The sequence below is a fragment of the Pseudomonas sp. GW823-FHT06E10 genome, from assembly GCF_058794995.1.
The window spans coordinates 193,583-218,796 of sequence record NZ_JBXAHJ010000008.1 but is presented as its reverse complement, the minus strand read 5'-3'; the positions used below and the strand labels follow the sequence as shown (position 1 = coordinate 218,796).

The following is a 25,214-nucleotide window of genomic DNA, read 5'->3' as shown; positions in this document are numbered from 1 at the left end:
CGCCCTCGATCCGGATGGGTGCATAGTCAGCGACGAACGGCTCAGGCCTCCTGCAGTGCCCTGACCGCTGTGGCTCTACGCCAGATCAAGCGGCCCACGGTGATCAGCCAGTTGAGCGAGGCAACCGCCAACACCGTGAGCAACAGCGTGGGCATGCCTTGCTCGACGATGATTTTCCCTGCCAGCAATGGAAATCCGAACACGCCGATGAAGTACGACAGGCTGAACAGCAGCAAGGATTGTGCGGTGGTGCCGTTCGGCGCTTCATTGGCGGCCAGGCCGTTGATCACCGAGTAGGTCAGGCCGTAACCGATCCCGAGCATCACCGCCGCGAGCACGTAGCTGACGCTGCTGTCGACGACAGCACCGAACATCACGATCGATGCCAGCATCAGCCCCGAAAGCAGGCACGATGCACGCAATGGATCGCGCTTGACCACGAAACCGGCAACCAGCATGCGGCCGCTGATCGCCGCGCTCATGAAGCCGAGGAAGAACAGCGAATAGTCGAGCGAGCGCGCTGCGGCATAACTGGTTTGAAAGCTCGACAGACCACCGAACACGCAGCCGCCGAGACCAACCATGATGATCGGGAAAACGGCCCTGGACGACAGCACCTGACCCGCTGCACGCCAGGAAATTCGCGACACGCTGCCAGATTGCGCGGGCGCCGGTTTCAGTTGTCGATCCAGGCGCCAGAACAGCAATACGCCGATCAGGCTGGCCAGCGCCGCCAGGTAAAACGCCGCGGTCACCGGATAGCCAAGCGCACTCGCCGCGCGGCCGAGCAAAGGGCCGCTGCCGATCCCGGTCATCATGCTGCCGGACAACAGGGCGAAGTATCTGGCGCGCTGCGCGGGTGTCACCAGGCTCGCCACGATGATCGGCCCCAGGGTGTAGAACACGCCCCAGCCCAAGCCCAGCAGCAGGCCGAAAAACAACAGCAGATGACCGAAGCCCGGGGTCAGGGCGAAGCCCAGGCTGGCCGCTACCAGCAATACACCGAACAGCGCCACCGAGCGGGCGGCACCGAGCAGGTCGGACAAATGACCGGAAACAATCACCGCTGCAAAGGTGCTCAGCATTGCCGCCGAAATCACACTTCCGGCGTCGTGTTCGTTACCGCCGCGAGAACCAATCAGCAACGACAGCAGAAACGTCGAGCCGTAGGACAATGACAACAGGTAACTGGCGAGGCAAAAAAGGCCGAACAGCTTGTTTGAAACTGGGGGTGTTGCGGTGGGCATGACGCGGTTCCTTGACCGGATAAATGAGCAGCGCGTCTATCTAACCACGCAGACCCCGAATATTAGGTCCGAGGTTATCGATTCCAGGGTTAGTGCCGGCCGGAGTAAACCCCCTTTGTAGGAGCGAGCTTGCTCGCGATGACCCCGAGAACACCACATGTATCCAGAAAGCACGCGTTATCGTTAACGACCATCGCGAGCGAGCTCGCTCCTACAGGTGTTGGGACAGTTCCCTCGCCACAAATACCGCGCCGACTTAGTATGGCGTTTTCCACTTTTGACAAGGCACGTCCATGACGATCGAAATCCGCCCGGCGACCCCCAGTGACGCACCGCAAATCCTCGCGTTCATCACTGAACTGGCCGACTACGAACGTGCCCGCCATGAAGTCATCGCCAGCGTTGCCGATATCGAGCGCAGCCTGTTCAGCGAAGGCGCCACAGCCCATGGCCTGATCTGCCTGCGCGAGGGTGCACCCATCGGTTTCGCGGTGTTCTTCTTCAGCTATTCCACCTGGCTTGGCAGCAACTGCCTGTACCTCGAAGACCTCTACATCACCCCGGAACAACGCGGCGGTGGCGCGGGCAAGACCCTGTTGCGGCATCTGGCGAAAATCGCCTGCGCCAACGACTGCGGCCGTTTCGAGTGGAGCGTGCTGGAGTGGAATACGCCGGCCATCGATTTCTACAAATCCCTGGGCGCGCAGCCGCAGGAGGAGTGGGTGCGCTATCGGATGGATGGGGCGGTGTTGCGGGATTTTGCAGCGGGTAACTGATCGCTTCCAAAAGATCGCAGCCTTCGGGCTGCGATTTTTTTGTCTTGTCTCATAATGTGGGATTGATATTTATATATTGAGATTTGTCCCGTCACAGGTTTATAGTCCCGCTCACTCACTGCCAAAAACCAAAACAGGTGAAGCGATGCAGGCGCAATTGATCGCGCTCGACTGGGGGACAACCTCATTACGTGCTTACAAACTGGCCGAAGGCGGGCAAGTGCTCGAACAGCGTTCGCTGTCGTCGGGGATCATGCAGCTGCCGAAAGCGCCGCGAATCATTGGCGGCCGGGAATGCGCCGATGGTTTCGAACTGGCCTTCGATGAGGCTTGTGGCGACTGGCTCGACGCCCAGCCGGATTTGCCGGTGATTGCCTGCGGCATGGTCGGCAGCGCCCAGGGTTGGAGCGAAGCGGCCTACCGGGACACGCCGGCGAACGTCGCCACGCTCGGTACTTCCTTGCAAACCGTTCGCAGCCGGCGCGGCGTCGATGTGCACATCGTGCCCGGCGTCATCGAGCGTTCGCCTTTGCCGAACGTGATGCGCGGCGAGGAAACCCAGGTACTCGGCGTGCTGCAAAACCTGACGAGCGAGGCGGGCGCTGATCTGCTGATCGGCCTGCCGGGCAGCCATTCGAAATGGGTGGAAGTGGCCGGCGGCTGCATCGTGCACTTCGACACTTTCATGACCGGCGAAGTCTTCGCCGTGCTCAGTCAACACAGCATTCTCGGACGCACCCAACAATGTGGCGCGTCTTTCGATGGCGATGCGTTTGATCGCGGCGTGAAGGTCGCGTTGTCGGCGCACGGTGAAATCGGCCTGCTGTCGACGATGTTCAGCGCCCGCAGTCTCGGGCTGACCGGCGAGTTGAGCGCAATCGCCCAGGCGGACTATCTGTCCGGCCTGCTGATCGGCCACGAGTTGACGGCCGTGGCCAATGTCCAGCGGCGCCGACGCAACAGTGTGCATCTGCCTTCGATCATTCTCATCGGCAACACCCAACTCTGTGCCCGCTACAGCCGTGCGCTCGACGCCTGCGGTTTTGCCCGGGTGACTCTGGCCGATCAGGCCACCGAACGCGGGTTGTGGCAACTGGCGCTGGCTGCCGGCCTGGTCACGTGCACCGCATCCCGTTAAACCTGACTGGAGTCCTGACATGCTCAAACAAGCCCTGGCGCAAAACGGCCTGATCGCGATCCTGCGTGGCCTGCGTCCGCAGGAAGCGGCGGCCATCGGCGAAGTCCTGTACGCCGCCGGATTTCGCGTCATCGAAGTGCCGCTCAATTCCCCTGAACCGTACGAAAGTATTCGCATCCTGCGCAGTACCTTGCCCGCCGATTGCCTGATCGGTGCCGGTACGGTGTTGACGCCGGAGCAGGTCGAGCAAGTGAAAGCCGCGGGCGGCCAGGTGATCGTCATGCCCCATAGCGATCCGAAGGTCTTGCGCGCGGCGAAAGCGGCAGGGCTGTACCTGTCGCCGGGTGTCGCCACGCCGACCGAAGCCTTCACGGCACTGGCTGAAGGCGCGGATGTGCTGAAGCTGTTTCCGGCCGAGCAGATGGGGCCGGCAGTCGTCAAAGCCTGGCTCGCCGTATTGCCTGCCGGAACCCTGCTGGCGCCGGTTGGCGGGATCACGCCAGACAACATGCAGTCGTTCATCGACGCCGGCGTCAAAGGTTTCGGCCTCGGTTCCGGCCTGTTCAAACCGGGCATGACGCCTACGCAAGTGGCGGCCAATGCCGAGGCCTACGTCGCTGCCTGGAAAGCCCTTCGCTAAGACTTCATTGAGCGCCGAGCGCGCTGCATCTAATAAGAGAGCCAAAAGATGAAAATCACCAAACTGACCACCTTCATCGTTCCGCCGCGCTGGTGCTTCCTCAAAGTCGAAACCGACGAGGGCGTCACCGGTTGGGGTGAGCCCGTGGTCGAAGGCCGCGCCCACACCGTTGCCGCTGCCGTTGAAGAATTGTCCGACTACCTGATCGGTAAAGACCCACGCAACATCGAAGACATCTGGACCGTGCTCTATCGCGGCGGCTTCTACCGTGGCGGCGCGATCCACATGAGCGCTCTGGCCGGTATCGATCAGGCCTTGTGGGACATCAAGGGCAAGGCGCTGGGCGTGTCGGTCAGCGATCTGCTGGGTGGCCAGGTGCGGGACAAGATTCGTGTGTACTCGTGGATCGGCGGTGACCGTCCAGCGGACACCGCGCGTGCGGCGAAAGAAGCGGTCGAGCGTGGTTTTACCGCGGTGAAAATGAACGGCACCGAAGAGCTGCAATTCCTCGATACCTTCGACAAGGTCGACCAGGCCCTGGCCAACGTCGCTGCCGTGCGCGATGCCGTCGGCCCGAACGTCGGCATAGGCGTGGACTTCCATGGCAGGGTGCACAAGCCCATGGCCAAGGTACTGATGAAGGAGCTTGATCCGTACAAGCTGATGTTCATCGAAGAGCCGGTGCTGAGCGAAAACTACGAAGCGCTCAAAGAGTTGGCGCCGCTGACCAGTACGCCGATTGCCCTGGGCGAACGGCTGTTCTCGCGCTGGGATTTCAAGCGCGTGCTCAGCGAAGGTTATGTCGACATCATCCAGCCGGATGCCTCCCACGCCGGTGGCATCACCGAGACCCGCAAGATCGCCAACATGGCCGAAGCCTACGACGTGGCGCTGGCGCTGCATTGCCCGTTGGGCCCGATTGCCCTGGCGGCGTGCCTGCAACTGGACGCGGTTTGCTACAACGCGTTCATCCAGGAACAGAGCCTGGGCATCCATTACAACGAGAGCAACGACCTGCTCGACTACGTCAAAGACCCAAGGGTGTTCGACTACGACAAAGGCTTCGTGAAAATCCCGAACGGCCCGGGCCTGGGCATCGAGATCAACGAGGAATACGTGATCGAACGCGCCGCCATCGGCCACCGCTGGCGCAACCCGATCTGGCGCCATGCCGATGGCAGTTTTGCCGAGTGGTGAGTGATCTCTGATCCACCACCTATCCCCTGTAGGAGCGAGCCTGCTCGCGATGGTGTGTCAGTCGACATCAATGCTGAATGACACACCGCTATCGCGAGCAGGCTCGCTCCTACAAGGGGTCTGCGCGAAGTTTCAAATTGACCTCAATAACCATAAGAAGAGGCACCCCCCATGCAACCGCAAACCCTCACCGGGCAGGCGTCGTTGGTGACGCCCAGCCGCAAGCGTTTTTTCATCATGGTGCTGTTGTTCATCACCGTGGTGATCAACTACCTGGACCGCAGCAACCTGTCCATCGCTGCCCCGGCATTGACCAGTGACCTGGGCATCGACCCGATCCACGTCGGCCTGATCTTCTCTGCGTTCGGCTGGACCTACGCGGCCATGCAAATCCCCGGCGGCTGGCTGGTGGATCGCGTGCCACCGCGCATCCTTTACAGTGTTGCCTTGCTGTTGTGGTCGGTGGCCACGGTGATGCTCGGCTTCGCCGGCAGCTTCATCGCGCTGTTCGTGTTGCGCATGGCAGTCGGCGCCCTGGAAGCGCCGGCGTACCCGATCAACAGCCGTGTGGTCACCACCTGGTTCCCCGAGCGCGAGCGTGCCACGGCCATCGGTTTCTATACCTCTGGGCAATTTGTCGGTCTGGCCTTCCTGACGCCGGTGCTGGCCTGGCTGCAGCACGAATTCGGCTGGCACATGGTGTTCGTCACCACTGGCGCGGTGGGCATTGTGTGGGCGGTGATCTGGTACGCGGTGTATCGCGAGCCACGGGATTTCAAAGGTGCCAATGACGCGGAAATCGATTTGATCCGCGAGGGCGGCGGGCTGGTGGATATCCAGGCCGAACAGGCCAGGGTCAAAGCCAAATTCAGCTGGACCGACCTGGGGATTGTCCTGACCAAGCGCAAGCTCTGGGGCATTTACCTCGGGCAGTTCTGCCTCAACTCGACACTGTGGTTCTTCCTCACCTGGTTCCCGACCTACCTGGTGAAGTATCGCGGCATGGACTTCATCAAGTCCGGCCTGTTGGCATCGCTGCCGTTTCTCGCCGCGTTTATCGGTGTGCTGTGTTCCGGTTTCTTCTCGGACTTTTTGATCCGTCGCGGTTACACGGTAGGTTTCGCCCGCAAGTTGCCGATCATCAGCGGCCTGCTGATTTCCACCTCGATCATCGGCGCCAACTTTGTCGAGTCGACGCCGTTGGTGATTGCCTTCCTCGCGCTGGCATTCTTCGGCAATGGCCTGGCTTCGATTACCTGGTCGCTGGTATCGACCTTGGCTCCGGCGCGTTTGCTCGGGCTGACCGGCGGTGTGTTCAACTTCATCGGCAACCTGTCGGCGATTGCCACGCCTATCGTGATCGGCTTCCTTGCGACGGGTGATTCTTTTGCCCCGGCGATCACCTACATCTCGGTGCTGGCACTGATTGGCGCACTGTCCTACATCTTGCTGGTGGGCAAGGTCGAGCGTATCAAGTTGTAGTCGTGGCACGCGGGCGACCATAATGCCGCCCGTTCACTCGCTCAACGGTAAAGGCTGGATATGCAGGAAGACGCCCCAAAAATCGCCAAGGACGCCGCGCCGACCGGCACCCAGACCCTGCTTCGCGGGTTGGGTGTGGTCCAGGCCGTGGCCAGCGGCGCCCGCGATCTCAAGGAAATCGCCCGGCTGATCGGCACCACGCGCAGCACCACCCATCGCCTGGCCAGTTGCCTGGTGGACGAGCGTTATCTGCGGGTGGTGCCGCAAGTCGGTTATTTGCTGGGGCCGAAACTGATCGAACTGGGCTTTCAGGCCCGTGAAGAGCTGCCGTTGGTAACCCTGGCCGGGCCGTACCTGGATGAGTTGTCGGCGTTGACCGGCGACACCATTCACCTGGCGATCCGTGAAGGCGACGAAGTGCTGTACCTGCACAAGAATCCGGGGCGCAATGGCCCGGAAATGCGTTCGCGGGTCGGCCATCGCATGCCGTTGGCGCGCACCGGGATCGGCAAAGCGCTGATGCTCGATGATTCACCGCAAGAGTGGCAGCGTCTGTACGAAGTCAGCCTGCCGGTGGGTGGGAAAAACCAGTTCTGGCCGCAGCACCCGGAGCAATCCTGGGAGCAGTTTCAGCAGCGCATGGTCGAGTATGTGGCCGGCGGTTATGCGTTCGACCTGGAAGACAACGAACCGTCGATCCGCTGTGTGGCCGCTCCGATCCGTGATGCCAGCAAGCGTATCGTCGCCGGCATCAGCATTGCCAGTACCGTGCCTTACATGCCGCTGGAAAAAATGGCCGAGCTGATTCCCCTGATCAAAGGGGTCACGGCCCGGCTGTCGGCGGAGCTTGGCTTGAAGGTTTAGATTTTCAAGGTCGCCATGTCGATGACGAAGCGGTACTTCACGTCACCGGCGATCATGCGGGCGTAAGCCTCGTTGATCTGGCGGATGTCGAGCATCTCTATGTCGCAGGTGATGTTGTGTTCGGCGCAGAAATCCAGCACTTCCTGGGTTTCTGCGATGCCGCCGATCAGCGAGCCGGCGAGCACGCGACGCCCCAACACCAGTTTGGCGGCATGAACCGGTGGCTCCACCGGTTCGATCAACCCCACCAGGATATGTACGCCGTCGAATCGCAGCGTATCGAGGTAAGGGTTGAGGTCGTGCTGCACCGGAATGGTGTCGAGCAGGAAATCGAAGTGCCCGGCCGCAGCCTGCATCTGGGCGTCATCGGTGGACACGATCACATGGTCCGCGCCCTGGCGACGAGCCTCTTCGGCCTTGCTCGCCGAACGGGTGAACAAGGTCACCTCGGCGCCCATGGCCTTGGCGAACTTGATGCCCATGTGGCCCAGGCCGCCCATGCCGAGAATCCCGACCTTGTCACCGGCCTTCACGCCGTAGTGCTTGAGCGGTGAGTAGGTGGTGATGCCGGCGCACAGGATCGGCGCGGCGCTGGCCAGGGGCAGTTTTTCCGGGATACGCACCACAAAGTGCTCGCTGACCACGATGCTGTTGGAGTAGCCGCCCATGGTGTTGCTGCCATCCACGCGGTCCGGGGTGGCGTAGGTCATGGTCGGACCTTCGAGGCAGTATTGCTCGAGGTTGGCCTGGCAGGCTTCGCAGCTGCGGCAGGAATCGACCATGCAGCCGACACCGACCAGATCGCCGACTTTATGCTGGGTGACACTCGCACCTACGGCGGTCACCTTGCCTACGATTTCGTGGCCAGGCATCAGCGGGTAAACGGCAATGCCCCACTCGTTGCGGGCCTGATGGATGTCGGAATGGCAGACGCCGCAGTAGAGAATCTCGATGGCAACGTCGTCAGGCCTTGGGCTGCGACGTTCGAATTTCACGGGGGCGAGGGGAGTGGTGGCCGACTGGGCGGCGTATCCGATGGCGGTGTACATGGTGAACCTCGCAAAAGCGCTGACGGGTGAGGTGGCGCATTCTGGGCGTCGTCCCCTGTACCGGCCATGGCGATTCCTCCGGGTGTCATGCCTATTCCTCCGGCATCCGCCTCTGTTCGAACCCATTGGCAATCAGACCTGCGATGATGCTTTCGTCCCTTATTCCGTGACCTTTTTTGTGACCTTTTTTGTGAAGAGCCCCATGCTGTTGACCCGTTACCTTGATGCCAATGCCACCCTGGTTTCGCTGATCGAGCCGCTGTCCACTCGCGACGGTTTCGTCCCGACTGCGTTGCCGGGCGTACAGGTTCTGCGGGCCAGTTGCGACGTGGCCCGTGGGCCGCAGATCTATGAGCCGAGCCTGGTGATCATCGCCCAGGGCAGCAAACTGGCGTACCTGGGGCCGCGCACCCTGGAATATGGTGCTGGGCATTACCTGATTCAGGCGCTGCCGGTGCCGTTCGAGTGTGAAACCTTTGCCGCGCCCAGCGGGCCGATGCTGGGTGTTTCCGTCGCGATCGACCGGGTGATGCTGGGCGAGTTGGTGTTGGCGATGGGCCTGGCGCCGGGGCGGCATATTCCGGCGCAAACACCGGAGTCCATGACCTCGGCAGTGCTTGATGACGCCATGCGCGGTTGTGTCGAGCGGCTGCTGCGTTGCCTGCACGATCCGCTGGAATGCCAGATCATGGGGCAAGCGCGTTTGCGTGAGTTGCTGTTCGTCGCTTTGCGCGGTCCGCAAGCCGATGTATTGCGGGCACTGGTTGAGCAGCAGGGGCAGTTCGCCCGGATCGCGGCATCCCTCAGTCATCTGCATGCGCATTACACCGAACCGTTGAATGTCGAGACCCTGGCCAGTTGCGCCAACATGAGTGCGTCGACCTTTCACGAGCATTTCAAGCGCAGCACCTTGTTGTCACCGGTGCAGTACCTGAAGCGATTGCGTCTGCTGCGGGCGCAGCAGTTGTTGGTGGGGGAGGGGCTGGGTGTGGCGCAGGTGGCGCATCGGGTGGGGTATCAGAGCACGTCGCAGTTCAGTCGCGAGTACAAGCGGTACTTCGAGCGTAATCCCGGGGATGAACGCGCTGCCTGAGTTGGTAATAGATCCCCTGTGGGGGCGGTGTTATGTCCTGAATCGCACGCAACAAAAAGGCCCCCGTTTCGGGAGCCTTGATGTTCAGCGGTTCGGCTTACATGTTCGGGTAAGTCGGGCCGCCGGCACCTTCCGGCGCCACCCAGGTGATGTTCTGAGCAGGATCCTTGATGTCGCAGGTCTTGCAGTGAACGCAGTTCTGGGCGTTGATCTGGAAGCGCTTCTCGCCGTCTTCCTTGGTGATCACTTCATACACGCCGGCCGGGCAGTAACGCTGGGCAGGTTCGTCGTACAGCGGCAGGTTCTTGCTGATCGGGATGCTCGCGTCGGCCAGCTTCAAGTGGCATGGCTGCTCTTCTTCGTGGTTGGTACCGGAGATGAACACCGAGCTGAGTTTGTCGAAGCTGAGCTTGCCGTCCGGTTTCGGGTAGTCGATCTTCTTGCAGTCGGCCGCGAGCTTGAGGCAAGCGTAATCCGGCTTGGTGTCGTGCAGGGTGAACGGCAGTTTGCCGCCGAAGATGTTCTGGTCGAGCCAGTTGAAACCGCCGCCGACGATGGCGCCGAACTTGTGGATTGCCGGGCCGAAGTTGCGGCTGGCGAACAGTTCTTCGTAGAGCCAGCTCTTCTTGAACGCGTCGACGTAAGTGGTCAGCTCTTCGGTGCCGTCCTTCTCGGCGAACAGCGCCTCGGCCACGGATTCAGCGGCGAGCATGCCGGACTTCATCGCAGTGTGGCTGCCTTTGATCTTGGCGAAGTTCAGGGTGCCGAGGTCGCAACCGATCAGCGCGCCGCCCTTGAACACCATTTTCGGCAGCGAGTTCAGGCCGCCCTTGCAGATGGCACGTGCGCCATAGCTGATGCGCTTGCCGCCTTCCAGGTACTGAGCAAGCACCGGGTGATGCTTGAGACGCTGGAACTCGTCGAACGGCGACAGGTAGGTGTTGCTGTAGGACAGGTCGACGATCAGGCCAACCACGACCTGGTTGTTTTCCAGGTGATAGAGGAACGAGCCACCGGTGTTCTCGGTGCCCATGATGTCCATCGGCCAACCGGCGGTGTGCACTACCAGGCCTGGCTGATGCTTGGCCGGGTCGACTTCCCAGATTTCCTTCAGGCCGATGCCGTAGTGCTGGGCATCAGCGTCAGTGTCCAGGTTGAAGCGCTTGATCAGTTGCTTGCCGATGTGGCCACGGCAACCTTCGGCGAACAGCGTGTACTTGCCACGCAGTTCCATGCCCGGGGTGTACAGGCCTTCCTTCGGGTTGCCTTCGCGGTCAACGCCCAGGTCGCCGGTGATGATCCCGCGAACCACGCCGTTTTCGTCGATCAGCGCTTCCTGAGCGGCGAAGCCAGGGTAGATTTCCACGCCCAGGTTCTCGGCCTGCTGGGCCAGCCAGCGGCACAGGTTGCCCAGGGAGATGATGTAGTTGCCTTCGTTGTGCATGGTCTTGGGCACAAAGAAGTCTGGAATTTTCTGCGCGCTTTCAGCGTTCTTGAGCACGAAGATGTCGTCGCGGGTGACGGGCGTGTTCAGCGGCGCGCCGAGTTCTTTCCAGTTCGGGAACAGTTCGTTCAGGGCCCGTGGTTCGAACACGGCGCCGGACAGAATGTGAGCACCGACTTCGGAGCCTTTTTCGACCACGCAGACGCTGATTTCCTTACCGGCTTCGGCGGCCTTCTGCTTCAAGCGGCAGGCGGCGGAAAGACCAGCGGGGCCGGCACCGACGATGACCACGTCGAATTCCATGTATTCGCGTTCCACAGGTTATCTCCTACTCAAGGCTCAACAGTTTTTTTTCTAATTTGGAAGTCGGGTGTCGCATCCATGAATTCCGGCGCAACGCCGGAAGAGGACAATCGATTGACCACCTTTCTCTTTTGGTGGCGCATTATATCTACACCACTCTCAGCGTCCAATACAAACGTTTGTTTGAATTGGCTCAAAGCCAGAGAAATCAAAGTCACGCGCCTTATGAACGGCCATTTTGGCGTATTGACCGGAATAGGCGTTCCGGTCAAGATACGGGCGGTTTTGCGCTCGCCGTAGGCTGGCTGTTGGTTTCAAGAGCACCTCTAAAGACAGGGCGATGGCAGTAGAGAGTGATGCGCTGCGCGGGTTTGATGTGCAGTTTACACGCCGCGATGTTGAATGACTCGTCAGTCACCACTGACCAACGGTCATCCAGATCATGAGCGATGGTCACTTGACAGCTTTGCCGGCGTTTTTGGAGGTGCCCTTGCGCCCGATGAGCATCAACCGCCAGGTTCGCCTAGGCGACTTTCTTTTCACCGGAGAGTAACGAGGAATCCATGAAGGTTCTTGTAGCTGTCAAACGCGTTGTGGATTACAACGTCAAGGTTCGCGTCAAGGCGGACAATTCCGGCGTCGATCTTGCCAACGTCAAGATGTCGATGAACCCGTTCTGCGAAATCGCCGTGGAAGAAGCCGTACGCCTGAAAGAGAAGGGTGTTGCGACTGAAATCGTCGTCGTCTCCGTAGGCCCGTCCACCGCTCAAGAGCAACTGCGCACCGCGCTGGCTCTGGGTGCCGACCGCGCCATCCTCGTCGAGTCCGCCGAAGACCTGACTTCCCTGGCTGTTGCCAAACTGTTGAAAGCTGTTGTCGACAAGGAACAGCCTCAGCTGGTGATCCTTGGCAAACAGGCCATCGACAGCGACAACAACCAGACTGGCCAGATGCTCGCTGCATTGAGTGGCTACGGTCAGGGCACGTTCGCTTCGAAAGTCGAAATCAGCGGCGACAGCGTAGCTGTGACCCGTGAAATCGACGGCGGCGCGCAGACAGTTTCCCTGAAACTGCCGGCGATCGTCACCACCGACCTGCGTTTGAACGAGCCGCGCTATGCGTCTCTGCCAAACATCATGAAAGCCAAGAAGAAGCCTCTCGAAGTGCTGACTCCGGATGCTTTGGGCGTTTCCACCGCCTCCACCAACAAGACTTTGAAAGTCGAAGCGCCGGCTGCACGCAGCGCGGGTATCAAGGTCAAGTCGGTGGCTGAACTGGTCGAGAAACTGAAAAACGAAGCGAAGGTAATCTAATCATGACTATCTTGGTAATCGCTGAGCACGACAACAAGGTTGTGGCTCCTGCCACCCTGAACACCGTTGCTGCTGCCGCCAAAATCGGTGGCGACATCCACGTTCTGGTCGCTGGCCAGGGTGTTGGTGCCGTGGCTGAAGCCGCTGCGAAAATCGCTGGCGTGAGCAAAGTATTGGTAGCTGACAACTCTGCCTACGCGCACCAGCTGCCGGAAAACGTCGCTCCTCTGGTTGCAGAGTTGGGCAAGGGCTACAGCCACATCCTGGCTGCCGCCACTTCCAACGGCAAAAACATCCTGCCGCGCGTTGCCGCTGCCCTGGACGTTGACCAGATCTCCGAGATCATCTCGGTAGAAAGCGCCGACACCTTCAAGCGTCCGATCTATGCCGGTAACGCCATCGCTACCGTTCAGTCGAACGCTGCGGTCAAGGTGATCACCGTGCGTGCCACCGGTTTCGACCCGGTTGCAGCTGAAGGTGGCTCTGCTGCCGTTGAAGCTGTTGGCGCTGCCCACGACGCTGGCATCTCCAGCTTCGTTGGCGAAGAACTGGCCAAGTCCGATCGTCCGGAACTGACCGCTGCCAAGATCGTCGTTTCCGGCGGTCGCGGCATGCAGAACGGCGACAACTTCAAACACCTGTACGCCCTGGCCGACAAGCTGGGCGCTGCCGTCGGTGCATCGCGCGCCGCGGTCGACGCAGGTTTTGTACCCAACGACATGCAGGTCGGTCAGACCGGCAAGATCGTTGCTCCACAGCTGTACATCGCCGTCGGTATCTCCGGCGCGATCCAGCACCTGGCCGGCATGAAAGACTCCAAAGTGATCGTTGCGATCAACAAGGACGAAGAAGCGCCGATCTTCCAGGTGGCCGATTACGGCCTGGTGGCGGACCTGTTCGAAGCCATCCCTGAGCTGGAGAAGCTGGTCTAATCCGGCTGCTTCACTTATAAAGAGCCCGGCCTTTTGGTCGGGCTTTTTTTTGCTCTTCATTCTGTAGGAGCGAGCTTGCTCGCGATGGACGTTAACGATGACGCGTTGATCCTGGATAAACGCGGTGCCTTTGAATCCATCGCGAGCAAGCTCGCTCCTACAGGGGGGCATCACCGAGTTTGAGTGGAGTGTGTCGCCATGGATCTGCGCCTTGTCTGGAGCTTGCTGGGATTGACGCTATTGCCGACGCTGTCTGTCGCCGCAGGTAAATGCGAGCGGCTGGTGGTCACCGGCAGCCCGGACGCACCGCCGTACCTGTGGCAAGACCCGCACAATCCCAAATACCTGATCGGTGCCAGCGCCGATTTGCTGCAGCAAGTGGCGGGGGAGTTGGGGCTCAAGGTCGAACTGCTTTATGCCGGCAAACGCGCCCAGGCCCTGGACGAAGTGCGCAGCGGGCGCATGGACATGCTGGCGGACGCGACGTTGACCGTCAGCGAACTGGAGACCCTGGACTACATCCATCCAGCCTTGCTGGAAAACGACTACCTGGTCTGGACTCGCAAGGACTCGACACTGGTCTACAACGAAGCACAGGACCTGCACGGCCATCCCGGTGCCGTGTCGGAAAAGGCCCGAATGACCCCGCAATTCAGCACCTTTGCCGGACAGCAACTGACCCTCACGCGCACGTCCAACCTGACCCAGGCCTTTCAGAAACTGCTGTTGGGCGAGGTCGAGTTTGTACTGGCAGGGCGTTACTCGGGCATGGCGACCGCACAGACACTGGGCATGGCCGCTGACCTGGTCGCGCGCGCGCAACCGGTCGACAAACCTGGCCTGTACCTGGCGATTTCCCATGACTCGGCGTGCAACGATCCGTGGTTGCGCGGACAGTTGGCCAAAAAGATGACAGAATTGCCCGCGTCCGGACTGACGGAGGCCGTGCTGATGCGCAATATCGAGCGATGGAAAGCGCAACGCTCACAACCACAGCCAAGCCCACCGCAACAACCCGTCAGTACCCCAAAACAGTAAGGATTTTCAGTGAGTATTCGACCTCTTTTCGCTGCCGTGGCCTTTGCCGCCCTGGCGGGTTGTGCAACCGATCCTGCGCCGAATGAACAGATTCGCCTGACCGAACAGGCACTCGAACAGGCCAAAGCCGTAGGCGCCACCGCCGACGATGTGCCGGAAATGAAACTGGCCGAAGACAAGTTCAACCGCGCCAAGGGCAACATGACCGATCAATCCTTCAAAAACGCACGCATGCGGGCCGAACAGGCCGAACTCGATGCGCGCCTGGCTGAAGCCAAGGTGTTGACGGCCAAGAGCGAGGAACAGTTGAACGTGCTCAACACCCGCATCGCCCGCCTGCGCAAGCAACTGGGAGATGCCCAATGAGCCTCAAGAGCAAAGCCCTCGGCGGTTTGATCCTGGCAGGCTGCGCGAGCCTCTTTGGCTGCGCCAGCCAGCACAGCGAGTCCGCGTTGCAGCAGGCCGGTGCCGACTTTCAGAAGGTCAAGGAAGACTCCAATGTGCTGCGAATCGCCCCCAAGGACGTGATTCGCGCCGGTGAGTCCCTGGCCCGTGCCGATCGCCTGTCCAGCTATTGGGGCAGCGGTTCGGATGTGGTGCATTACGCCTACCTGAGCCAGCGCTACAGCGCCATTGCCCGGGAGCACACCAATCAGGTGCTCAACGAAGAGCAAGCGGCAAAACTCGAACTGGAGCGGCAGCGTCTGCAACTGGCATTGCGCGAGTCCAAACTGTTCAGCGTGCAGCAGCAAGGCAAATGGCTCGAGGAGCAGATCCTGGCATTGACGACCAGCCAGACCGACCGCGGTCTGGTGATGACCCTGGGCGACATGCTGTTCGACACCGGCGAAGCGGAATTGAAACCGTCGGCCAACCGTGTGGTGTTGAAGATCGTGCAGTTCCTGCAACTCAACCCCAAGCGAGTGGTGCGGATCGAAGGTTATACGGACAGTACCGGGGGCAAGCAGGAAAACCTCAAGCTGTCCCGCGACCGCGCGCAATCGGTGGCTGACGTGCTGATGGACCTGGGTATCGACGACAAGCGCATCCAGGTCGAGGGTTATGGCGACGAGTATCCGGTGGACGCGAACGCGTCGGAACGGGGCCGGGCGCAGAATCGTCGGGTGGAAATTGTGTTTTCCGACGAAAAGGGCCAGCTCGGCGCTGCCCGCTAAGGGTTGCGTCGCTGGAAAGCCCGGCCTGCCATGCAGTGCCGGGTTTTTTTATGCCTGCCGATTACCGCACAAAACAGTACAGATTTTGCTGACACTGCACTGTACGGTCGACTATTGTGGCAACTGTCCCCGTACACTTCTAAACTGTTCCGGTATTGTTTCACACAAGAATAAAATGCCCGTGAAATCGAGTGCTGCGTCATGACCAATCTTTTGCTCTATCAACGTATTGCTCAACAACTGGCCGAAGACATCCGCCGTGGGGTCTATCAGCCGGGGGAGCGCGTGCCTTCGGTGCGCAAGATGAGCTCGCAGCTCAATGTCAGCCATGCGACGGTGTTGCAGGCGTATGCCAATCTCGAGGATCAGGGGCTGATCCGCGCCCGGCCGCAGTCGGGTTACTACGTGCACCAGACGCCGGCACTCACCGCGCCGACGCCGGACATCGCCCGGGTCGAGCGCCCTGGCCTGGTCACCCGCAGCAGCATCATTCAGCAAGTCCTGGTCGAGTCCCGTCGTGAAGGTGTCTTCCCGCTGGGCGCTGCGGTGCCGAGTGTCGACTATTTGCCGGTGCGGGCACTGCATCAGCAATTGGCCAAAGTCACCCGTTTCCATAGCCCGCGGGCCTTCAGCTACATGTTCAGCCCTGGTTTCGAGCCGTTGCGCCGACAGGTGGCGATCCGCATGCGCGATGCCGGCGTGGTGGTCGATCCGTCGGAGGTGGTGATCACCCACGGTTGCGTCGATGCGCTGCAGATGTCCTTGCGTGTGCTGACCCGTCCGGGCGATCTGATCGCGGCCGAGTCGCCGACCTATTACGGGTTGCTGCAACTGGCCGACCTGTTGGGGCTCAAGGTCATCGAGATCCCCAGTGACCCAGCCACGGGCATGAGCCTGGAAGCCCTGCAACTGGCGGCCAACCAATGGTCGATCAAGGCGTTGGTGCTGACCACCCGCCTGAGCAATCCGTTGGGCGGCACCATGCCGGAGGAGCGGCAGAAACAATTGCTGCGCCTGGCGTCGGACTTCGATATCCAGATTGTCGAAGACGATATCTACGGTGAGCTGATGTTCGAGCAGGGGCGCACCAAGTCTCTCAAGGCCTACGATCGGCTGGACCGGGTGATCTATTGCTCGAGCTTCTCCAAGACCCTGTCGCCTGGCGTGCGGATCGGCTGGATGATCGCCGGCAAGTATCAGCAGGAAATCCAGCGCTTGCAGACCTTCAGTACGCATTCCGCGTGCAGCGTGACCCAGATGGGAATTGCCGCGTACCTGGAAAATGGCGGGTACGACCGGCATTTGCGCTTCATCCGTCAGGAGTACCGGAAAAACCTCAGTGCCTTCCAATTGGCCGTGCAGCAGTATTTTCCTGAAGGCACGCAGATGACCCGACCTACCGGCGGCTTCATTCTGTGGGTCAGTCTGCCGGGGCGGGTCAACACGCAAGAGTTGCACGTGCGGGCATTGCAGCAGGGCATCAGTATCGCGCCGGGACTGATCTTCAGTAATACCGAGCAATTCAATCACTGCATCCGGCTCAATTGCGGCACCCCGTGGAACCGCGAGGCCGAGCGTGCATTGATGACCCTGGGCATGCTGGCCACCCAACTCTGCCAGGAGATGGCTGGCGGTTTGTAACAGGCTGCGACTGCGCTTGTCTTGTGGGCTGCAACAGGCGAGCATATGCATCTCTGCCGTTTGCACCCACCGTTGGATACATGAAACCGACTTTTCCTGCCGCCTGGCTTTTGCTCTGCCTGATTGCGAGTATTCAGCCGGCATCCGTCGTGGCTGCTACCGAGCAGGATCAGACTACCGGCAGTTTCCACGTCGCACCGATAGAAGCCGCACCTGTCAAAAAAGCCTCGGTGGCCGGTAAGCAGGCGACGCCCGTGAAAAAGCGTCCGCCCATTGCCTCCAAATCGAAACCGGCCAGCGAGGTGGCAAAGACTGAGCTTCCATCTACCAAACTGGATCTGAGCTTGCCCAAGGATATGGTTCAAGAGCTCAAGCCGGTCGGAACGGTGCCGTTGGTCAGGCGCGAACCGTTGTTACCCCAGATGTTCGGTGACAAAAGCGGCAACAGCGAGTTCCAGCTCAACGGCCGCCTGCTCAGCAACGAAATGCAGCTGCAACTGCGAAATGAAGAACGCCACGAGGTCGAAGGCGCGGCACTGGATTTCGAGTTCAAGCAGTAACCCCGTCAGGATCCGCGAGCCGCAGGCCAGACGCTTTGTCGGAGACTGGCCGGTCATGTTCGTTTGCGTTGAAAAACCCGCCCGCAGGTAATTTAAAACAACTGTTTTAACGGGTACTCTGTGCCCCGTCCATTAACACATTGCTCGTCGCGAGGAGCTTGTCGTCATGAAATGCCGTGAGGGCTGTGGCGCTTGTTGCATTGCCCCTTCCATCAGTTCACCGATTCCCGGTATGCCCAATGGCAAGGCCGCGGGGCAGCGTTGCCTGCAACTTTCCTCCGATAACCTGTGCAGTATTTTCGGCCAGCCGGAACGGCCGGCGGTGTGTTCTGCCTTCGAGGCCGACCCCGAGGTGTGCGGAAGCAGCAGCGAAGAAGCCATCCGGTTGATTGGCTGGTGGGAGCAAATGACGGCGGCGTGATGTGTTCTACGAACGGAACTTCAACAATAAGGAATAAGACTATGGGTTCGCTGCATCGTATGGCTGTGTTGTGTGGTTTGGCGGTTGTGCTAGCTACCTCGGCGGCTCAGGCCGAAGACTGGAAAGTCAAGAAAGACGAAGACGGCATCAAGATCTCCCTGAGTGAAGTGGCCGGCTCCGACTACAAGGCCTACCAGGGCGTCACGCTGATGAAGACCACCATGGCCAAGCTGCGTGCGTTGCAGGACGACGTGTCCGGAGCCTGCGCCTGGATTCACGAATGCAAAACCCAGAAGCTGCTCAAGCACGAAGGTGAGCAGAGCTGGACCTACACTCAGTTCAACACCCCGTGGCCGGTTACTCCCCGTGATTCGGTGTTGCACATCACCACCATCGAAGGGGCCGATGGCAGCCTGACCCGCAAGCTCGAAGGCGTGCCGAAATACATTCCTGAAGAAAAAGGCTTCGTCCGGGTCACCAAGGTCGACGGTTTCTGGAAGTTCGTACCCAAGGGCGACCAGATCGAAGTGACCTATCAGGTGCACACAGAGCCGGGCGGCAGCGTGCCGTCGATGGTGGCCAACAAGTTCGTGGTGGATGCCCCGTTCAATACCTTGAAAGCCCTCAAGGAACGCGCCGAGAAGTAATTGTGTCACTCTTTTGAGGTGACTTCGTGACGCCCCGACTCGATCGGGGCGTTTGCTTTTTTGAACGATGCTCAGGTTTTAATTTGTTTCCGGATATGCGTTGCACGAAATTTTCACCCACTCTCCAAGACAATTCGCCGGCTCTCCCGTAACGCGCAGCGTATGGCTGAATGCAGGATGAAAGACTCGGGATGAGGGTAGTTATCAATGGCAATGCTGCCGTTGATCGTGCAACATTTGCGCACCGCGCAAACCCCCAGGCCTGGTACGGGCCGAAAAGAGGGCAAGGCGCAGCTGTATTTTTGAAACTTCAACTTCCAATGGGTCCTAAAACGACATGGCAATCCCGGACGCCCTGAGTCAGCAGCGAGCTTCTAGTCGCCTGCTGCAACCGACCGTCAAATCGCATCTGGCCTACACGCTGTTGTGTGCCCTGGTCATGATGGTCATGTTCAGTCTGCTGCGCGTCGCGCTGCTGGCTTACAACAGCTCAATGATCCTCGACACACCGGCTTCGACCTTCCTCGAGGCATTCGCCAACGGTCTGCGTTTCGACCTGCGCCTGGTGGTCTATCTCAGTATTCCGTTGCTGCTGGCCTTGTTCAGCGCCCGGGCCATGGCGGCACGCGGGCTGTTCCGACTCTGGCTGACAGTGGTCTCCAGCATCGCGCTGTTCCTGGGCCTGATGGAGATGGACTTCTATCGTGAATTCCACCAGCGTCTCAACGGCCTGGTCTTCCAGTACGTCAAGGAAGACCCGAAAACCGTGGCCAGCATGCTTTGGTATGGTTTCCCGGTGGTCCGCTATCTGCTGGCGTGGGCTCTGGGTACCGTGATCCTGAGCATGGCATTCAAGGGCGCCGACCGTGCGACCCGCCCTCGTGGCCCGTTCAGTGGCGGCAGCATCGGCACACGCAAGGTCGCGCCGTGGTACGCACGCATTGGCGTGTTCGTGGTTTGCCTGCTGATCTGCGTCGTCGCGGCCCGTGGCACCTTGCGCCAAGGCCCGCCGATGCGCTGGGGTGATGTCTACACCACAGATTCCAACTTCGCCAACCAGTTGGGTCTCAACGGTACGCTTTCTCTGGTCGCCGCCGCCAAGAGCCGGATGTCCGAGGATCGCGACAATATCTGGAAAGCCACGCTGCCACAGCCACAAGCCCAGCAAGTGGTGCGTGACATGCTGGTGATGGCGGATGACAAACTGGTGGATGGCGAGACCGCGGCGGTACGTCGCGATTACACCCCGCCAGCCGACAAGACCTTGCCGATCAAGAACGTCGTCGTGATCCTGATGGAAAGCATGGCCGGTCACTCGGTGGGTGCGCTGGGTGGGCCAGGCAACATCACGCCGTACCTCGACCAACTGTCGAAGGAAGGCTTGCTGTTCGACCGCTTCTTCTCCAACGGTACCCATACCCACCAGGGCATGTTCGCCACCATGGCCTGTTTCCCGAACCTGCCGGGCTTCGAATACCTGATGCAGACCCCGGAAGGCAGCCACAAGCTGTCCGGTCTGCCGCAGTTGCTCAGCGCCCGTGACTTCGACGACGTGTATGTCTACAACGGCGATTTCGCCTGGGACAACCAGTCGGGTTTCTTCAGCAACCAGGGCATGACCAACTTCATCGGCCGTAACGATTTCGTGAATCCGGTGTTCTCTGATCCGACCTGGGGCGTGTCCGACCAGGACATGTTCGACCGTGGCCTGGTCGAGCTCAAGGCGCGGGAAAACGGCAAGCCGTTCTATGCCTTGCTGCAAACCCTGTCCAACCACACGCCTTACGCCTTGCCGACGCCATTGCCGGTCGAGCGCGTGACCGATCGTGGCAACCTGAACGAACACCTGACCGCCATGCGTTACTCGGACTGGGCACTGGGCCAGTTCTTTGAAAAGGCCCGCAAGGAGCCGTACTTCAAGGAAACCCTGTTTGTCGTCGTCGGTGACCACGGTTTTGGTAACGAACGGCAGATCACCGAAATGGACCTGGGCCGCTTCAACGTGCCGATGCTGATGATCGCGCCGGGCATCCAGGAAAAGTTCGGCCAGCGTGACCACACCGTGGGCACTCAGATCGACATCGTGCCGACCATCATGGGCCGCATCGGTGGCGAAGTACGTCATCAGTGCTGGGGACGCGACCTGCTCAACCTGCCGCAAGGCGACGCCGGTATTGGTGTGATCAAGCCGTCGGGCAGTGAGCAGACCACGGCCGTCCTCACCGCGGACCAGATTCTGGTCCTGCCGAAGGACAAGGACATGGCGCCGAAGTTGTATCAGTATGAATTGGGTGCCAACCCTCGCGCCGAAGTCATTGCTGATGCGCCGCGTACCGCCGAGTTGAAACTCAAGCTCGAAGCGTTCCTGCAAACAGCGACCAAGAGCCTGCTGGACAACACCGCCGGTGTTGTTGATGGCAAGCCGGACTAAGTTGTGACGCAAGAAAAGAGGCCCTTCAAGGGCCTCTTTTTTTTGCCTGGCGGATACTTATATTCGGCCAAGCAAGAGCAGGATCAACAGCACCACCAATACGACGCCGATGATACCGGACGGGCCGTAACCCCAACTTCTGGAGTGCGGGAAGACCGGTAAACCACCGATCAGTAACAGGATCAGAATGATGATCAGTATTGTGCCCATGTCTATTTCCTTGTCGAAAATGCAGTGGATTGACCATGCCAATCAAGGTCAGCGGGAATGAAGTAAATTCGAGCTGCTTAAAAATTCGGACTGTTGCGCTTGCAGGAAAATTCCAAGTTTTTTTGAAGTATTTCGCACGGGTTATTATTTTTTGTAGTTGCCTTGATTGCGTCAGACGCTCCCGCAGTTTGCTCGGGCCATTCAGCAATCTGATGGAGCGTGGGTCGGGCAATTTCCTTCGCTACACTCGGTGCATCTTCCAAGAACAACAAGGCTGTCTGCTATGCAAAATCGCATGATGATCACTGGTGCAGGCTCTGGCCTGGGTCGCGAAATCGCGCTGCGCTGGGCGCGTGAAGGCTGGCAACTGGCTTTGTCGGACGTCAGCGAGCCCGGCTTGCAGGAAACCCTCAAGCTGGTCCGCGAAGCGGGCGGCGACGGTTTCATTCAGCGCTGCGACGTACGCGATTACAGCCAGTTGACAGCGTTCGCCCAGGCCTGCGAGGTCAAACTCGGCGGCATCGATGTCATCGTCAATAACGCGGGTGTAGCGTCTGGCGGGTTCTTCAGTGAGTTGTCCCTGGAGGACTGGGACTGGCAGATCGCGATCAACCTGATGGGCGTGGTCAAGGGCTGCAAGGCTTTCCTGCCACTGCTGGAAAAAAGCAAAGGCAAGATCATTAACATCGCGTCCATGGCCGCGCTGATGCAAGGCCCGGCGATGAGCAACTACAACGTGGCCAAGGCGGGCGTGGTGGCGTTGTCCGAAAGCCTGCTGATCGAGCTGGCGCATCAGGAAGTCGGCGTGCATGTGGTGTGTCCGTCGTTCTTCCAGACCAACCTGCTGGACTCCTTCCGTGGCCCGACCCCGGCCATGAAAGCCCAGGTCGGCAAGTTGCTGGAAAGCTCGCCCATCAGCGCCGCCGACATCGCCGACTACATCTATCAGCAGGTCGCCGCCGGCGAGTTCATGATCCTGCCCCACGAACAGGGCCGCATGGCCTGGGCGATCAAGCAGAAGAACCCGCAATTGCTCTACAACGAAATGACCGCCATGGCCGACAAAATGCGCACCAAGGCCAGGCAATCCGCAAGCTGATCTTGCCCGCAGGCAACGCTGTGGTTAGGGTGGCCGCCATCGGCCATCCTCGCGAGACGCTTGCATGCTTAATTACCTGTGGTTTTTCGTCGCCGCGCTGTTCGAAATTGCCGGTTGCTTTGCCTTCTGGATGTGGCTGCGCCAGGGTAAAAGCATGTGGTGGGTGGTGCCGGCGCTCCTGAGCCTGACCCTGTTCGCCCTGCTGCTGACCCGGATCGAAGCCACCTACGCCGGCCGCGCCTACGCCGCTTACGGCGGCATCTACATCATTGCCTCAATCGGCTGGCTGGCCGTGGTCGAGCGGATTCGTCCGCTGGGTTCGGACTGGCTCGGCGTGGCGCTGTGTGTGATCGGCGCGAGCATCATTCTGTTCGGGCCGCGATTCTCCGCGTCCTGACAGATCGGTCCTACAATCAACCGGTCTGTCAGACCTTTCCGTAAGTGGTGTGCGTCAAGGGCTGTCAGTCCGGTCTGGTTTGCTGTCGGAGCATTGTAGGCGTACCGCGGGCCGGGCATCTTCAAGGGCCAGAAACCCCTGAAGGACACTCCTCATGCTCGTACTCACTCGCGTTGTGGGCGAAACCATTTCCATCGGTGAAAACATTTCCGTGCGCGTTCTCGCGATCAACGGAAGCAACATCCGCTTTGGCGTTGAAGCGCCTCAGGACGTCAATGTGCACCGCTGTGAAATCTACGAACGCATCCAGAACAAACTGGCGAAAACCAAGGGACGCTGAAGACTTCAGTCGAACAGGTGCTTGGGCACATCGTGCTTGAGCATCAGTTGGCACTGCTCGCTTTCCGGGTCGAAGACAATCAATGCCTGACCCTTGGTCAAGGCCTGGCGCACGCGCAGTACGCGGGTTTCCAGGGGGGTGTCGTCACCATTGTCCGTGCCGTCGCGGGTCACGAAATCCTCGATCAGGCGGGTGAGGGTGTCGACTTGAAGTTGGTCGTGGGGGATCAGCATAGGCACCTCGGTTGGATCAATGGTGCGATGCTACGGCGAATGACCGGTATCGGCTAGCCTGGGGTTTGATGTCGTCTGCTCTGACGCCATCGCGAGCAAGCTCGTTCCCACAGGCGACCGGGTTCTTTCATGGGAATGCGGTCGAGTGTGGGAACGAGCTTGCTCGCGATAGCGGTTCACCAGGCAATGAAGATCCTGGATCAGTTCTCCGACCGCTGCCCCACCAGGCTGTCCACCGACGGCACCCGTGTATCGCTTTCCATCTGTGTGTCATGTTCGAGCTGATGGCTGAAGCGGTCCAGTGAGCCTTTGGCCGGTTGTGCATCGCTGGCAAACACGGGCGGGCTGAGGATGTACGCACCGAGCAGGCGGCTCAGGGCGGCGAGGCTGTCGATGTGGGTGCGCTCGTAACCGTGGGTGGCATCGCAGCCGAAGGCGAGCAGGGCGGTGCGAATGTCGTGGCCGGCGGTCACCGCTGAATGGGCGTCGCTGAAGTAGTAGCGGAACAGGTCGCGGCGTGCCGGCAAGTCGTTGTCGCTGGCCAGGCGCAGGAGGTGGCGTGACAGGTGATAGTCATACGGCCCGCCGGAATCCTGCATCGCGATGCTCACTGCATGCTCGCTGGAATGTTGGCCAGGCGCGACCGGCGCGATGTCGATGCCGACGAATTCACTGACGTCCCAGGGCAGCGCCGCCGCCGCGCCGCTGCCGGTTTCTTCGGTGATGGTGAACAGCGGATGGCAGTCGATCATCAGTTCTTCACCACTGTCGACAATGGCCTTGAGCGCCGCCAGCAGTGCGGCCACCCCGGCCTTGTCGTCGAGGTGACGGGCGCTGATGTGGCCGCTTTCGGTGAACTCCGGCAGCGGGTCGAAGGCGACGAAATCGCCGACGCTGATGCCCTGCGACTCGCAGTCGGCACGGGTGGCGCAGTAGGCGTCCAGACGCAATTCGATGTGATCCCAACTGATCGGCATCTCATCCACGGCGGTATTGAATGCGTGCCCGGAAGCCATCAGCGGCAAGACGCTGCCGCGGATCACGCCATTGTCGGTAAACAGGCTGACCCGGCTGCCCTCGGCAAAGCGGCTGGACCAGCAGCCGACGGGCGCGAGGGTCAGACGGCCGTTGTCCTTTACTGTACGCACCGCCGCGCCAATGGTGTCCAGATGGGCGGAAACGGCGCGGTCGGGGCTGTTCTTCTTGCCCTTGAGCGTGGCGCGGATGGTGCCGCGACGGGTCAGCTCGAAGGGAATGCCCAGTTCTTCAAGACGTTCGGCGACGTAGCGCACGATGGTGTCGGTGAACCCGGTGGGGCTGGGAATGGCGAGCATTTCCAGCAGCACTTTTTGCAGATAGCCGAGGTCCGGTTCGGGGATTTTGCTGGTCATGGAAACTCCTGATGAGTTGAGCGCATCGATGGTTTCGATGAGGGATTTGTTTTGCCTGTCAGGCCGCCATCGCGAGCAAGCTCGCTCCCACAGGGAAATGCGATCAAAGGTGGGAGCGAGCTTGCTCGCGATGGCATCAGCCCAGACAACGCA

26 protein-coding genes are annotated in these 25,214 nt (G+C 60.1%); 20 read left to right on the top strand and 6 right to left on the bottom strand.

The features are described 5' to 3' along the window. Window positions 1-41: 41 nt before the first annotated feature. Window positions 42-1,247, bottom strand: a complete 1,206-nt coding sequence (locus AC1Q6Y_RS15585) for an MFS transporter (RefSeq protein ID WP_492624776.1) — start codon at window positions 1,245-1,247, stop codon at window positions 42-44. Between the two features lie 293 nt (window positions 1,248-1,540). Between AC1Q6Y_RS15585 and AC1Q6Y_RS15580 the strand changes: the two genes are divergently transcribed. The 6 genes from AC1Q6Y_RS15580 to AC1Q6Y_RS15555 all read left to right on the top strand — a co-directional run bounded on the left by AC1Q6Y_RS15580 (window position 1,541) and on the right by AC1Q6Y_RS15555 (window position 7,344). Beyond that, on the top strand, window positions 1,541-2,023 hold the full coding sequence (locus AC1Q6Y_RS15580) for a GNAT family N-acetyltransferase (protein ID WP_057713732.1): 483 nt from the start codon (window positions 1,541-1,543) through the stop codon (window positions 2,021-2,023). Between the two features lie 145 nt (window positions 2,024-2,168). Then, window positions 2,169-3,161, top strand: a complete 993-nt coding sequence (locus tag AC1Q6Y_RS15575; RefSeq protein ID WP_492624775.1) for a 2-dehydro-3-deoxygalactonokinase — start codon at window positions 2,169-2,171, stop codon at window positions 3,159-3,161. A 19-nt stretch (window positions 3,162-3,180) separates the two neighbouring features. Further along, window positions 3,181-3,801, top strand: a complete 621-nt coding sequence (locus tag AC1Q6Y_RS15570) for a 2-dehydro-3-deoxy-6-phosphogalactonate aldolase (protein WP_057713734.1) — start codon at window positions 3,181-3,183, stop codon at window positions 3,799-3,801. A gap of 48 nt (window positions 3,802-3,849) precedes the next feature. Next, complete coding sequence (dgoD, locus tag AC1Q6Y_RS15565; RefSeq protein ID WP_102671668.1) at window positions 3,850-4,998, top strand: galactonate dehydratase; 1,149 nt, start codon at window positions 3,850-3,852, stop codon at window positions 4,996-4,998. A 171-nt stretch (window positions 4,999-5,169) separates the two neighbouring features. Continuing rightward, complete coding sequence (locus AC1Q6Y_RS15560) at window positions 5,170-6,480, top strand: MFS transporter (RefSeq protein WP_057713735.1); 1,311 nt, start codon at window positions 5,170-5,172, stop codon at window positions 6,478-6,480. Between the two features lie 60 nt (window positions 6,481-6,540). Next, window positions 6,541-7,344 carry an IclR family transcriptional regulator gene (locus AC1Q6Y_RS15555; RefSeq protein ID WP_150812222.1) on the top strand — a complete coding sequence of 268 codons (804 nt, stop codon included), beginning with the start codon at window positions 6,541-6,543 and terminating at the stop codon, window positions 7,342-7,344. On the opposite strand, the gene AC1Q6Y_RS15550 is transcribed toward AC1Q6Y_RS15555, so the two are convergent. Next, window positions 7,341-8,393, bottom strand: a complete 1,053-nt coding sequence (locus tag AC1Q6Y_RS15550; protein ID WP_492624774.1) for an NAD(P)-dependent alcohol dehydrogenase — start codon at window positions 8,391-8,393, stop codon at window positions 7,341-7,343. The genes AC1Q6Y_RS15555 and AC1Q6Y_RS15550 overlap by 4 nt on opposite strands. A 202-nt stretch (window positions 8,394-8,595) precedes the next feature. On the opposite strand from AC1Q6Y_RS15550, the gene AC1Q6Y_RS15545 reads away from it, so the two are divergent. After that, complete coding sequence (locus tag AC1Q6Y_RS15545) at window positions 8,596-9,486, top strand: AraC family transcriptional regulator (RefSeq protein WP_057713738.1); 891 nt, start codon at window positions 8,596-8,598, stop codon at window positions 9,484-9,486. A gap of 97 nt (window positions 9,487-9,583) precedes the next feature. On the opposite strand, the gene AC1Q6Y_RS15540 is transcribed toward AC1Q6Y_RS15545, so the two are convergent. Further along, the gene (locus AC1Q6Y_RS15540; protein ID WP_057713739.1) at window positions 9,584-11,248 is read right to left on the bottom strand and encodes an electron transfer flavoprotein-ubiquinone oxidoreductase; all 1,665 of its coding nucleotides are present in this window, start codon (window positions 11,246-11,248) and stop codon (window positions 9,584-9,586) included. 548 nt (window positions 11,249-11,796) lie between these two features. Between AC1Q6Y_RS15540 and AC1Q6Y_RS15535 the strand changes: the two genes are divergently transcribed. The 10 genes from AC1Q6Y_RS15535 to AC1Q6Y_RS15490 all read left to right on the top strand — a co-directional run bounded on the left by AC1Q6Y_RS15535 (window position 11,797) and on the right by AC1Q6Y_RS15490 (window position 21,391). Next, the gene (locus tag AC1Q6Y_RS15535) at window positions 11,797-12,546 is read left to right on the top strand and encodes an electron transfer flavoprotein subunit beta/FixA family protein (protein ID WP_015093946.1); all 750 of its coding nucleotides are present in this window, start codon (window positions 11,797-11,799) and stop codon (window positions 12,544-12,546) included. Window positions 12,547-12,548: 2 nt separating this feature from the next. Next, a complete protein-coding gene (locus AC1Q6Y_RS15530; RefSeq protein WP_492624773.1) occupies window positions 12,549-13,478 on the top strand; it encodes an electron transfer flavoprotein subunit alpha/FixB family protein in 930 nt (309 codons plus the stop codon). 198 nt (window positions 13,479-13,676) lie between these two features. Further along, on the top strand, window positions 13,677-14,516 hold the full coding sequence (locus tag AC1Q6Y_RS15525; protein WP_492624772.1) for a substrate-binding periplasmic protein: 840 nt from the start codon (window positions 13,677-13,679) through the stop codon (window positions 14,514-14,516). A 9-nt stretch (window positions 14,517-14,525) separates the two neighbouring features. Further along, complete coding sequence (locus AC1Q6Y_RS15520; protein ID WP_056727192.1) at window positions 14,526-14,882, top strand: DUF4398 domain-containing protein; 357 nt, start codon at window positions 14,526-14,528, stop codon at window positions 14,880-14,882. Then, complete coding sequence (locus tag AC1Q6Y_RS15515) at window positions 14,879-15,691, top strand: OmpA family protein (RefSeq protein ID WP_057713742.1); 813 nt, start codon at window positions 14,879-14,881, stop codon at window positions 15,689-15,691. The genes AC1Q6Y_RS15520 and AC1Q6Y_RS15515 overlap by 4 nt, the downstream gene beginning before the upstream one ends. Window positions 15,692-15,892: 201 nt before the next feature. Continuing rightward, the gene (locus AC1Q6Y_RS15510) at window positions 15,893-17,332 is read left to right on the top strand and encodes an aminotransferase-like domain-containing protein (RefSeq protein WP_007973699.1); all 1,440 of its coding nucleotides are present in this window, start codon (window positions 15,893-15,895) and stop codon (window positions 17,330-17,332) included. A gap of 80 nt (window positions 17,333-17,412) precedes the next feature. Next, the gene (locus AC1Q6Y_RS15505) at window positions 17,413-17,892 is read left to right on the top strand and encodes a translation initiation factor 2 (RefSeq protein WP_150812227.1); all 480 of its coding nucleotides are present in this window, start codon (window positions 17,413-17,415) and stop codon (window positions 17,890-17,892) included. A gap of 166 nt (window positions 17,893-18,058) precedes the next feature. Beyond that, the gene (locus tag AC1Q6Y_RS15500; protein WP_046037440.1) at window positions 18,059-18,313 is read left to right on the top strand and encodes a YkgJ family cysteine cluster protein; all 255 of its coding nucleotides are present in this window, start codon (window positions 18,059-18,061) and stop codon (window positions 18,311-18,313) included. Window positions 18,314-18,354: 41 nt separating this feature from the next. Then, window positions 18,355-18,960 carry an START domain-containing protein gene (locus AC1Q6Y_RS15495; protein ID WP_489339049.1) on the top strand — a complete coding sequence of 202 codons (606 nt, stop codon included), beginning with the start codon at window positions 18,355-18,357 and terminating at the stop codon, window positions 18,958-18,960. A 337-nt stretch (window positions 18,961-19,297) separates the two neighbouring features. Continuing rightward, on the top strand, window positions 19,298-21,391 hold the full coding sequence (locus AC1Q6Y_RS15490; RefSeq protein WP_057713746.1) for an LTA synthase family protein: 2,094 nt from the start codon (window positions 19,298-19,300) through the stop codon (window positions 21,389-21,391). Between the two features lie 57 nt (window positions 21,392-21,448). Here AC1Q6Y_RS15490 and AC1Q6Y_RS15485 read toward each other — a convergent pair whose 3' ends face one another. Next, window positions 21,449-21,607, bottom strand: coding sequence for a DUF3309 family protein (locus AC1Q6Y_RS15485; protein WP_172435350.1), 159 nt, complete (start codon window positions 21,605-21,607; stop codon window positions 21,449-21,451). A 277-nt stretch (window positions 21,608-21,884) separates the two neighbouring features. Between AC1Q6Y_RS15485 and AC1Q6Y_RS15480 the strand changes: the two genes are divergently transcribed. The 3 genes from AC1Q6Y_RS15480 to csrA all read left to right on the top strand — a co-directional run bounded on the left by AC1Q6Y_RS15480 (window position 21,885) and on the right by csrA (window position 23,437). Beyond that, a complete protein-coding gene (locus tag AC1Q6Y_RS15480) occupies window positions 21,885-22,700 on the top strand; it encodes an SDR family oxidoreductase (protein WP_492624771.1) in 816 nt (271 codons plus the stop codon). Window positions 22,701-22,764: 64 nt separating this feature from the next. Then, window positions 22,765-23,097 carry a YnfA family protein gene (locus AC1Q6Y_RS15475; protein ID WP_057713748.1) on the top strand — a complete coding sequence of 111 codons (333 nt, stop codon included), beginning with the start codon at window positions 22,765-22,767 and terminating at the stop codon, window positions 23,095-23,097. A 154-nt stretch (window positions 23,098-23,251) separates the two neighbouring features. Continuing rightward, on the top strand, window positions 23,252-23,437 hold the full coding sequence (gene csrA, locus AC1Q6Y_RS15470; RefSeq protein WP_057713749.1) for a carbon storage regulator CsrA: 186 nt from the start codon (window positions 23,252-23,254) through the stop codon (window positions 23,435-23,437). Window positions 23,438-23,442: 5 nt separating this feature from the next. Here csrA and AC1Q6Y_RS15465 read toward each other — a convergent pair whose 3' ends face one another. Together AC1Q6Y_RS15465 and AC1Q6Y_RS15460 are read right to left on the bottom strand one after the other, a co-directional pair. Further along, window positions 23,443-23,670, bottom strand: coding sequence for a YheU family protein (locus AC1Q6Y_RS15465; RefSeq protein ID WP_056727184.1), 228 nt, complete (start codon window positions 23,668-23,670; stop codon window positions 23,443-23,445). 200 nt (window positions 23,671-23,870) lie between these two features. Beyond that, window positions 23,871-25,061: an osmoprotectant NAGGN system M42 family peptidase gene (locus AC1Q6Y_RS15460; RefSeq protein WP_492624770.1), complete on the bottom strand. Its 1,191-nt coding sequence runs from the start codon at window positions 25,059-25,061 to the stop codon at window positions 23,871-23,873. Between the last annotated feature and the right edge of the window lie 153 nt (window positions 25,062-25,214).